This window comes from Citrobacter sp. R4, from assembly GCF_026719175.1.
Lineage (GTDB): Bacteria > Pseudomonadota > Gammaproteobacteria > Enterobacterales > Enterobacteriaceae > Citrobacter_A > Citrobacter_A sedlakii.
This window is the reverse complement of record NZ_JAPPSU010000025.1, coordinates 1-10014: the sequence shown is the minus strand read 5'-3', so window position 1 is coordinate 10014 and position 10014 is coordinate 1. Positions and strand designations below refer to the sequence as shown.

Below are 10014 nucleotides of genomic sequence, written 5' to 3'. Positions count from 1 at the left end.
AGTACCAGCGTACGGCCCACAGAATGATGTCACGCTGAAAATGCCGGCCTTTGAATGGGTTCATGTGCAGCTCCATCAGCAAAAGGGGATGATAAGTTTATCACCACCGACTATTTGCAACAGTGCCGCTTCGCCCGCACCGGCGACACCGTGGTGGTGCATAGCATGGATCGCCTGGCGCGCAATCTCGATGATTTGCGCCGGATCGTGCAAACGCTGACACAACGCGGCGTGCATATCGAATTCGTCAAGGAACACCTCAGTTTTACTGGCGAAGACTCTCCGATGGCGAACCTGATGCTCTCGGTGATGGGCGCGTTCGCCGAGTTCGAGCGCGCCCTGATCCGCGAGCGTCAGCGCGAGGGTATTGCGCTCGCCAAGCAACGCGGGGCTTACCGTGGCAGGAAGAAATCCCTGTCGTCTGAGCGTATTGCCGAACTGCGCCAACGTGTCGAGGCTGGCGAGCAAAAGACCAAGCTTGCTCGTGAATTCGGAATCAGTCGCGAAACCCTGTATCAATACTTGAGAACGGATCAGTAAATATGCCACGTCGTTCCATCCTGTCCGCCGCCGAGCGGGAAAGCCTGCTGGCGTTGCCGGACTCCAAGGACGACCTGATCCGACATTACACATTCAACGATACCGACCTCTCGATCATCCGACAGCGGCGCGGGCCAGCCAATCGGCTGGGCTTCGCGGTGCAGCTCTGTTACCTGCGCTTTCCCGGCGTCATCCTGGGCGTCGATGAACTACCGTTCCCGCCCTTGTTGAAGCTGGTCGCCGACCAGCTCAAGGTCGGCGTCGAAAGCTGGAACGAGTACGGCCAGCGGGAGCAGACCCGGCGCGAGCACCTGAGCGAGCTGCAAACCGTGTTCGGTTTCCGGCCCTTCACCATGAGCCATTACCGGCAGGCCGTCCAGATGCTGACCGAGCTGGCGATGCAAACCGACAAAGGCATCGTGCTGGCCAGCGCCTTGATCGGGCACCTGCGGCGGCAGTCGGTCATTCTGCCCGCCCTCAACGCCGTCGAGCGGGCGAGTGCCGAGGCGATCACCCGTGCTAACCGGCGCATCTACGACGCCTTGGCCGAACCACTGGCGGACGCGCATCGCCGCCGCCTCGACGATCTGCTCAAGCGCCGGGACAACGGCAAGACGACCTGGTTGGCTTGGTTGCGCCAGTCTCCGGCCAAGCCAAATTCGCGGCATATGCTGGAACACATCGAACGCCTCAAGGCATGGCAGGCACTCGATCTGCCTACCGGCATCGAGCGGCTGGTTCACCAGAACCGCCTGCTCAAGATTGCCCGCGAGGGCGGCCAGATGACACCCGCCGACCTGGCCAAATTCGAGCCGCAACGGCGCTACGCCACTCTCGTGGCGCTGGCCACCGTCACCGACGAAATCATCGACCTGCACGACCGCATCCTGGGTAAGCTGTTTAACGCTGCCAAGAATAAGCATCAGCAGCAGTTCCAGGCGTCAGGCAAGGCCATCAACGCCAAGGTACGTCTGTACGGGCGCATCGGTCAGGCGCTGATCGACGCCAAGCAATCAGGCCGCGATGCGTTTGCCGCCATCGAGGCCGTCATGTCCTGGGATTCCTTTGCCGAGAGCGTCACCGAGGCGCAGAAGCTCGCGCAACCCGATGACTTCGATTTCCTGCATCGCATCGGCGAGAGCTACGCCACCCTGCGCCGCTATGCACCGGAATTCCTTGCCGTGCTCAAGCTGCGGGCCGCGCCCGCCGCCAAAAACGTGCTTGATGCCATTGAGGTGCTGCGCGGCATGAACACCGACAACGCCCGCAAGCTGCCAGCCGATGCACCGACCGGCTTCATCAAGCCGCGCTGGCAGAAACTGGTGATGACCGACGCCGGCATCGACCGGCGCTACTACGAACTGTGCGCGCTGTCCGAGTTGAAGAACTCCCTGCGCTCGGGCGACATCTGGGTGCAGGGTTCACGCCAGTTCAAGGACTTCGAGGACTACCTGGTACCGCCCGAGAAGTTCACCAGCCTCAAGCAGTCCAGCGAATTGCCGCTGGCCGTGGCCACCGACTGCGAACAATATCTGCATGAGCGGCTGACGCTGCTGGAAGCACAACTTGCCACCGTCAACCGCATGGCGGCAGCCAACGACCTGCCGGATGCCATCATCACCGAGTCGGGCTTGAAGATCACGCCGCTGGATGCGGCGGTGCCCGACACCGCGCAGGCGCTGATAGACCAGACAGCCATGGTCCTGCCGCACGTCAAGATCACCGAACTGCTGCTCGAAGTCGATGAGTGGACGGGCTTCACCCGGCACTTCACGCACTTGAAATCGGGCGATCTGGCCAAGGACAAGAACCTGTTGTTGACCACGATCCTGGCCGACGCGATCAACCTGGGCCTGACCAAGATGGCCGAGTCCTGCCCCGGCACGACCTACGCGAAGCTCGCTTGGCTGCAAGCCTGGCATACCCGCGACGAAACGTACTCGACAGCGTTGGCTGAACTGGTCAACGCTCAGTTTCGGCATCCCTTTGCCGGGCACTGGGGCGATGGCACCACATCATCATCGGACGGACAGAATTTCCGAACCGCTAGCAAGGCAAAGAGCACGGGGCACATCAACCCAAAATATGGCAGCAGCCCAGGACGGACTTTCTACACCCACATCTCCGACCAATACGCGCCATTCCACACCAAGGTGGTCAATGTCGGCCTGCGCGACTCAACCTACGTGCTCGACGGCCTGCTGTACCACGAATCCGACCTGCGGATCGAGGAGCACTACACCGACACGGCGGGCTTCACCGATCACGTCTTCGCCCTGATGCACCTCTTGGGCTTCCGCTTCGCGCCGCGCATCCGCGACCTGGGCGACACCAAGCTCTACATCCCGAAGGGCGATGCCGCCTATGACGCGCTCAAGCCGATGATCGGCGGCACGCTCAACATCAAGCACGTCCGCGCCCATTGGGACGAAATCCTGCGGCTGGCCACCTCGATCAAGCAGGGCACGGTGACGGCCTCGCTGATGCTCAGGAAACTCGGCAGCTACCCGCGCCAGAACGGCTTGGCCGTCGCGCTGCGCGAGTTGGGCCGCATCGAGCGCACGCTGTTCATCCTCGACTGGCTGCAAAGCGTCGAGCTACGCCGCCGCGTGCATGCCGGGCTGAACAAGGGCGAGGCGCGCAATGCGCTGGCCCGTGCCGTGTTCTTCAACCGCCTTGGTGAAATCCGTGACCGCAGTTTCGAGCAGCAGCGCTACCGGGCCAGCGGCCTCAACCTGGTGACGGCGGCCATCGTGCTGTGGAACACGGTCTACCTGGAGCGTGCGGCGCATGCGTTGCGCGGCAATGGTCATGCCGTCGATGACTCGCTATTGCAGTACCTGTCGCCACTCGGCTGGGAGCACATCAACCTGACCGGTGATTACCTATGGCGCAGCAGCGCCAAGATCGGCGCGGGGAAGTTCAGGCCGCTACGGCCTCTGCAACCGGCTTAGCGTGCTTTATTTAATGAGATGGTCACTCCCTCCTTCCCAGTACTATGCTGAGGACAGGCTTTCATTCGGAGAACCATCATGGAAAACATTGCGCTTATTGGTATCGATCTGGGTAAGAACTCTTTCCATATTCATTGTCAGGATCATCGTGGGAAGGCCGTTTACCGTAAAAAATTCACCCGACCAAAGCTAATCGAATTTCTGGCGACATGCCCGGCAACAACCATCGCGATGGAAGCCTGTGGCGGTTCTCACTTTATGGCACGCAAGCTGGAAGAGTTAGGGCATTTTCCAAAGCTGATATCACCGCAATTTGTCCGCCCATTCGTTAAAAGCAACAAAAATGACTTCGTTGATGCTGAAGCTATCTGTGAAGCAGCATCACGTCCATCTATGCGTTTCGTGCAGCCCAGAACCGAATCTCAGCAGGCAATGCGAGCTCTGCATCGTGTCCGTGAATCCCTGGTTCAGGATAAGGTGAAAACAACTAATCAGATGCATGCTTTTCTGCTGGAATTTGGTATCAGCGTTCCGCGAGGTGCTGCCGTTATTAGTCGACTGAGTACCCTTCTTGAGGACAGTAGTTTGCCTCTTTATCTCAGCCAGTTACTGCTGAAATTACAACAGCATTATCACTATCTTGTTGAGCAGATTAAAGATCTGGAATCTCAGTTGAAACGAAAGTTGGACGAAGATGAGGTTGGACAGCGCTTGCTGAGTATTCCCTGCGTTGGAACGCTGACTGCCAGTACTATTTCAACTGAGATTGGCGACGGGAAGCAGTACGCCAGCAGCCGTGACTTTGCGGCGGCAACAGGGCTGGTACCCCGACAGTACAGCACGGGAGGTCGGACGACATTGTTAGGGATTAGCAAGCGGGGCAACAAAAAGATCCGAACTTTGTTGGTTCAGTGTGCCAGGGTATTCATACAAAAACTGGAACACCAGTCTGGCAAGTTGGCCGACTGGGTCAGGGAGTTGTTGTGTCGGAAAAGCAACTTTGTCGTCACCTGTGCTCTGGCAAACAAGCTGGCCAGAATAGCCTGGGCACTGACGGCGCGACAGCAAACTTACGAAGCATAAAGGCAGAAATACACCAGTTTAAACAATCATTCATCTGGTTTTGCGAATACTGATATTGATGATACTAACGGCCCACCGGCCTGTTGAGGAACCTGTAAAACGGAAAGGCTCATTGAAGCCGTATATTTTCTGGAGGTTCATCAGGCGCGGAACTCATCGAGGCGCGGGAATAAAATCCCATTCAGACGCCGGATAGATTCAAGCAAGCCAACTTGTCGTCAAAATCGGTGTTGCAAAAACGGGAGTGACCATAGATTCCGTTTTCTGAGACGACCCCTAGTTGTTTGCGGTCTTGCGTGGCAGGGAGCAGGCATCTTTAACTTGCCTTTCACAGTGATGCTATGGACTATCATTAGATTAATTATCGTGGTATCGCTTGTATTTATTACTGGAAAATTCGGTCTATCAAGAGAGTTTACTTTCCCCGCAGCAGCAGTAGGTTTAGCTTTTAGTTTATTCCCTGTCCTTGATCATATTGCGTTAGGTTATTCTGCTAAAAATTTCTATGAAACCACTAATTTTATGGGGCAAACGGTTCGGGAATTTGGTGCCAGTAAAATTACGGTCTGGTGGGGTTCGATTTATGCCAAAATAGCCTATGCTAGCCTTGCAGGTTTAATTGGATATGGTGTTAAGGTCGCCACTGATGATTAAAAAAGAAAAACCAACTTGAAGTTGGTTTTTTTGGCACTGTTGCAAATAGAGATTTGAGTCGATGATGTTCCCTTTAAAAAGTACTTAGAGACCGAAAACCCTGTTGATTAGACACACTTCACCCTGAGGCTGACCATAATAAAATGACGATGCTTGTCCTTTACGTAGTGCACGCATGACTTCAATACCTTTAATTGTGGCATAAGCCGTCTTCATAGATTTGAATCCTAATGTGGCCCTGATGATCCGCTTTAGCTTGCCATGATCACATTCAATCACGTTATTTTTATACTTAATCTGCCTGTGCTCAAGGTCTGGTGGACATTTACCTTCCCGTTTTAACCGTGATAAAGCACGTCCATATGTGGGTGCTTTATCCGTGTTGATCACTTGTGGAATTTGCCACTTCTTCACATTATTTAAAATTTTTCCAAGAAAACAATATGCTGATTTGGTATTACGTCTAGAAGAAAGATAAAAATCAATGGTATCGCCACGTTGATCGACTGCACGATACAGATAAGACCATCGTCCATTCACTTTTACATAGGTTTCATCAATATGCCACGAGCTCAGATCTGTAGGATTACGCCAATACCAGCGTAAACGTTTTTCTATTTCAGGAGCATAACGTTGAACCCAACGGTAAATAGTCGTGTGATCAACATTCACACCCCGTTCGGCCAGCATTTCCTGCAGTTCACGATAGCTAATGCCATATTTACAATACCAGCGCACAGCCCAAAGAATGATTTCGCCCTGAAAATGCCGACCATGGAAAGGATTCATATGCTGCACCTTTAGCTAAAACAGTCTTCAGCTTACCATTCGTGGTTATTTGCAACAGTGCCGCTGACGCACACCATCGCCCACCGGGTGGGTCGCTATCTGGAACGGCAAGGCCTGCTGGAACGGGATGTCGAAAACAGCTATCTGGCCTCGGATGCGGTGGATGACGACCCGATGACACCCCTGCTGGGGCACTCGATCACTTACCGTATCGCTGTCGGTTCACAGGCGGGGCGAAAGGTGTTCACTTTGCAAACTCTGCCGACCAGTGGTGATCCGTTCGGTGACGGGATTGGCAAGGTAGCCGGGTCCAGCCTGCACGCCGGCGTGGCGGCCAGGGCCGATGAACGCAAGAAGCTCGAACGGCTGTGCCGGTACATCAGCCGCCCGGCGGTATCCGAGAAGCGGCTGTCGTTAACACGAGGCGGCAACGTGCGCTACCAGCTCAAGACGCCGTACCGGGACGGCACCACGCACGTCATTTTCGAACCATTGGATTTCATTGCAAGGCTGGCCGCCCTGGTACCGAAGCCCAGAGTCAACCTAACCCGCTTCCACGGGGTGTTCGCACCCAACAGTCGGCACCGGGCGTTGGTCACGCCGGCAAAACGGGGCAGGGGCAACAAGGTCAGGGTGGCTGATGAACCGGCAACACCAGCACAACGGCGAGCGTCGATGACATGGGCGCAACGGCTCAAGCGTGTTTTCAATATCGACATCGAGACCTGCAGCGGCTGCGGCGGCGCCATGAAAGTCATCGCCTGCATTGAAGACCCTATAGTGATCAAGCAGATCCTTGATCACCTGAAGCACAAAGCCGAAACCAGCGGGACCAGGGCGTTACCCGAAAGCCGGGCGCCACCGGCTGAGCTGCTCCTGGGTCTGTTTGACTGACGAGCCTGAAGGCCAACGATACCAATCAAAATGCTGCGTTCACAGCGCCGCGGCAGGGATCCGCCGTGCTGGTTGTCGGAAAAGGAGCCGCTAGTGGGAAAGAGGAGGGTAAATTTTCAGCGTTGCTGGCTCCCCGTCAGCCGGATTGGGTTGCATCGCAGGGGTGTCGAAAGAGTCAACTGCGGTCCAAAGCTGTTGGACTTGGGTGAAAAGGGCGTTTATTCTTCCTATACGTGCCGCGTTCCAGGCGGCGACTATGAGGGCTATGTCGATGCCCATGTGCGCCGGCTGGAGGCGCTACGCCGGGCCGGTATCGTCGAGCGGATCGACGCCGACCAATGGCGCATCCCCGATGATCTGGTCAGCCGTGCCGCCGCCCATGACGCCGGCCGAGACAGTCAGGCCAGCGTTCGCGTCCTTTCCCCGGTCGATCTGAACAAACAGATCGGATCGGACGGCGCGACCTGGCTGGACCGGCGGCTGATCCACGGCGAGACGGCCGACCTTGCGCCAACCGGCTTCGGGCAACAAGTCCGCGAAGCCATGGACCAGCGCCGCGAGCACCATATCGAACAGGGCGACGCCACCCGCAGCCGGGACAGCCGCGTCTTCTACCGGCGCAACCTTCTCGCCATCCTGCGGGAGCGCGAGGTAGCCGGCGTCGGATCGGATATGGCTTTGAGTAAGGGCCTGCCGTTCCGCGCCGCCACGGACGGCGAGAGCGTCAGCGGCAAGTTTACCGGAACCGTGCATCTATCGAGCGGCAAGTTCGCCGTGGTCGAGAAATCCCATGAGTTCACCCTTGTCCCGTGGCGGCCGATCATCGACCGCCAACTCGGCCGCGAGGTTATGGGCATCGTGCAGGGCGGGTCGGTGTCGTGGCAGTTAGGGCGGCAGAGGGGGCTGGAACGCTGAGTGCGCCCATGCCGCATTGCGAAGCAAAAGATAATCGGATAAAATGTAGCAATTCATATTCGTAAGCGTGGAGTAATCAGATGGGAAATTCCAAGTCAGCAGACAAGTAAGCCGCAACAACCAGTATTGTTGTTGCGGCGCTCTGTAAGGCTAGTCTCATCTGATTGCTGACGAGCAGACGTCGCCCGGTATTCCTTAATCGAGGGTTGATTCGTCATGACCACCACACGCCCCGCGTGGGCCTATACGCTGCCGGCAGCACTGCTGCTGATGGCTCCTTTCGACATCCTCGCTTCACTGGCGATGGATATTTATCTCCCTGTCGTTCCAGCGATGCCCGGCATCCTGAACACGACGCCCGCTATGATCCAACTCACGTTGAGCCTCTATATGGTGATGCTCGGCGTGGGCCAGGTGATTTTTGGTCCGCTCTCAGACAGAATCGGGCGACGGCCAATTCTACTTGCGGGCGCAACGGCTTTCGTCATTGCGTCTCTGGGAGCAGCTTGGTCTTCAACTGCACCGGCCTTTGTCGCTTTCCGTCTACTTCAAGCAGTGGGCGCGTCGGCCATGCTGGTGGCGACGTTCGCGACGGTTCGCGACGTTTATGCCAACCGTCCTGAGGGTGTCGTCATCTACGGCCTTTTCAGTTCGATGCTGGCGTTCGTGCCTGCGCTCGGCCCTATCGCCGGAGCATTGATCGGCGAGTTCTTGGGATGGCAGGCGATATTCATTACTTTGGCTATACTGGCGATGCTCGCACTCCTAAATGCGGGTTTCAGGTGGCACGAAACCCGCCCTCTGGATCAAGTCAAGACGCGCCGATCTGTCTTGCCGATCTTCGCGAGTCCGGCTTTTTGGGTTTACACTGTCGGCTTTAGCGCCGGTATGGGCACCTACTTCGTCTTCTTCTCGACGGCTACCCGTGTGCTCATAGGCCAAGCGGAATATTCCGAGATCGGATTCAGCTTTGCCTTCGCCACTGTCGCGCTTGTAATGATCGTGACAACCCGTTTCGCGAAGTCCTTTGTCGCCAGATGGGGCATCGCAGGATGCGTGGCGCGTGGGATGGCGTTGCTTGTTTGCGGAGCGGTCCTGTTGGGGATCGGCGAACTTTACGGCTCGCCGTCATTCCTCACCTTCATCCTACCGATGTGGGTTGTCGCGGTCGGTATTGTCTTCACGGTGTCCGTTACCGCGAACGGCGCTTTGGCAGAGTTCGACGACATCGCGGGATCAGCGGTCGCGTTCTACTTCTGCGTTCAAAGCCTGATAGTCAGCATTGTCGGGACATTGGCGGTGGCACTTTTAAACGGTGACACAGCGTGGCCCGTGATCTGTTACGCCACGGCGATGGCGGTACTGGTTTCGTTGGGGCTGGTGCTCCTTCGGCTCCGTGGGGCTGCCACCGAGAAGTCGCCAGTCGTCTAACCGACGACTGGTAGCAGGCCCGCTCCGATGCGGCGCACTAACCATCGAAACCTCGTGAATGTCGGTATCCTGTCTGGCAGGATACCGCTCATTTCCCTTGTTCAGTTCATCGCCGTCGCCGAGCATCTGAATTTTCGGCATGCGGCCAAGGCACTTGGTATCAGCCAGTCGAGCGTCAGCGCGCGTGTGAAAGCGCTGGAGGATAACCTTGGTGTCCTGCTATTTGAGCGCCATGCGCGGGGCGTTCGGCTAACAGACGCAGGCAGGCACTTCATGGAGCGTGTCACGGCGGGTGTCGATCAACTCGATCACGCAGTGAAGACCGCGGAGTGACGGGCACTGGCTGGCAATGTCTAGCAACGGCAGGCATTTCGGCTGAGGGTAAAAGAACTTTCCGCTAAGCGATAGACTGTATGTAAACACAGTATTGCAAGGACGCGGAACATGCCTCATGTGGCGGCCAGGACGGCCAGCCGGGATCGGGATACTGGTCGTTACCAGAGCCACCGACCCGAGCAAACCCTTCTCTATCAGATCGTTGACGAGTATTACCCGGCATTCGCTGCGCTTATGGCAGAGCAGGGAAAGGAATTGCCGGGCTATGTGCAACGGGAATTTGAAGAATTTCTCCAAAGCCCGCGACGCAGCGCCGGCAGGCAGAGCAAGTAGAGGGCAGCGCCTGCAATCCATGCCCACCCGTTCCACGTTGTTATAGAAGCCGCATAGATCGCCGTGAAGAGGAGGGGTCCGACGA

Annotated in this window: 7 protein-coding genes and 4 pseudogenes; 9 read left to right on the top strand and 2 right to left on the bottom strand. The window is 56.8% G+C overall.

From position 1 onward, the window contains the following. Nucleotides 1-129: 129 nt before the first annotated feature. The 4 genes and pseudogenes from OOJ60_RS23955 to OOJ60_RS23940 all read left to right on the top strand — a co-directional run. A pseudogene (locus OOJ60_RS23955) lies at nt 130-540 on the top strand (recombinase family protein); the annotation flags it as partial. A gap of 2 nt (nt 541-542) precedes the next feature. Continuing rightward, on the top strand, nt 543-3494 hold the full coding sequence (locus OOJ60_RS23950) for a Tn3-like element TnAs3 family transposase (protein WP_015344976.1): 2952 nt from the start codon (nt 543-545) through the stop codon (nt 3492-3494). Between the two features lie 78 nt (nt 3495-3572). Beyond that, nucleotides 3573-4577 carry an IS110-like element IS5075 family transposase gene (locus tag OOJ60_RS23945; protein WP_000427619.1) on the top strand — a complete coding sequence of 335 codons (1005 nt, stop codon included), beginning with the start codon at nt 3573-3575 and terminating at the stop codon, nt 4575-4577. A 321-nt stretch (nt 4578-4898) separates the two neighbouring features. Further along, complete coding sequence (locus OOJ60_RS23940; protein ID WP_223366082.1) at nt 4899-5231, top strand: hypothetical protein; 333 nt, start codon at nt 4899-4901, stop codon at nt 5229-5231. Between the two features lie 84 nt (nt 5232-5315). Here OOJ60_RS23940 and OOJ60_RS23935 read toward each other — a convergent pair whose 3' ends face one another. Continuing rightward, nucleotides 5316-6020 carry an IS6-like element IS1006 family transposase gene (locus OOJ60_RS23935; protein WP_001067784.1) on the bottom strand — a complete coding sequence of 235 codons (705 nt, stop codon included), beginning with the start codon at nt 6018-6020 and terminating at the stop codon, nt 5316-5318. Between the two features lie 63 nt (nt 6021-6083). On the opposite strand from OOJ60_RS23935, the pseudogene OOJ60_RS23930 reads away from it, so the two are divergent. The 5 genes and pseudogenes from OOJ60_RS23930 to OOJ60_RS23910 all read left to right on the top strand — a co-directional run. After that, a pseudogene (locus tag OOJ60_RS23930) lies at nt 6084-6914 on the top strand (IS91-like element ISCR2 family transposase); the annotation flags it as partial. 30 nt (nt 6915-6944) lie between these two features. Continuing rightward, entirely contained in the window at nt 6945-7829 is an 885-nt protein-coding gene (locus tag OOJ60_RS23925) for a DUF3363 domain-containing protein (RefSeq protein ID WP_001447541.1), read from the top strand. A gap of 216 nt (nt 7830-8045) precedes the next feature. Further along, nucleotides 8046-9260 carry a chloramphenicol/florfenicol efflux MFS transporter FloR gene (floR, locus tag OOJ60_RS23920; RefSeq protein ID WP_000214121.1) on the top strand — a complete coding sequence of 405 codons (1215 nt, stop codon included), beginning with the start codon at nt 8046-8048 and terminating at the stop codon, nt 9258-9260. A 27-nt stretch (nt 9261-9287) separates the two neighbouring features. Next, nucleotides 9288-9593, top strand: a complete 306-nt coding sequence (locus OOJ60_RS23915; protein WP_001255015.1) for a LysR family transcriptional regulator — start codon at nt 9288-9290, stop codon at nt 9591-9593. 111 nt (nt 9594-9704) lie between these two features. Next, a pseudogene (locus OOJ60_RS23910) lies at nt 9705-9914 on the top strand (IS91 family transposase); the annotation flags it as partial. On the opposite strand, the pseudogene OOJ60_RS23905 reads toward OOJ60_RS23910, so the two are convergent. Further along, a pseudogene (locus OOJ60_RS23905) lies at nt 9860-10014 on the bottom strand (TCR/Tet family MFS transporter); the annotation flags it as partial. The pseudogenes OOJ60_RS23910 and OOJ60_RS23905 sit on opposite strands and share 55 nt — an antisense overlap.

Coding starts and splice junctions, on each gene's coding strand:
- OOJ60_RS23915 (WP_001255015.1), top strand. CDS start 9,288: ATGCGGCGCACTAACCATCGAAACCTCGTGAATGTCGGTATCCTGTCT.
- OOJ60_RS23935 (WP_001067784.1), bottom strand. CDS start 6,020: ATGAATCCTTTCCATGGTCGGCATTTTCAGGGCGAAATCATTCTTTGG.
- OOJ60_RS23950 (WP_015344976.1), top strand. CDS start 543: ATGCCACGTCGTTCCATCCTGTCCGCCGCCGAGCGGGAAAGCCTGCTG.
- floR (WP_000214121.1), top strand. CDS start 8,046: ATGACCACCACACGCCCCGCGTGGGCCTATACGCTGCCGGCAGCACTG.
- OOJ60_RS23945 (WP_000427619.1), top strand. CDS start 3,573: ATGGAAAACATTGCGCTTATTGGTATCGATCTGGGTAAGAACTCTTTC.
- OOJ60_RS23925 (WP_001447541.1), top strand. CDS start 6,945: ATGCTGCGTTCACAGCGCCGCGGCAGGGATCCGCCGTGCTGGTTGTCG.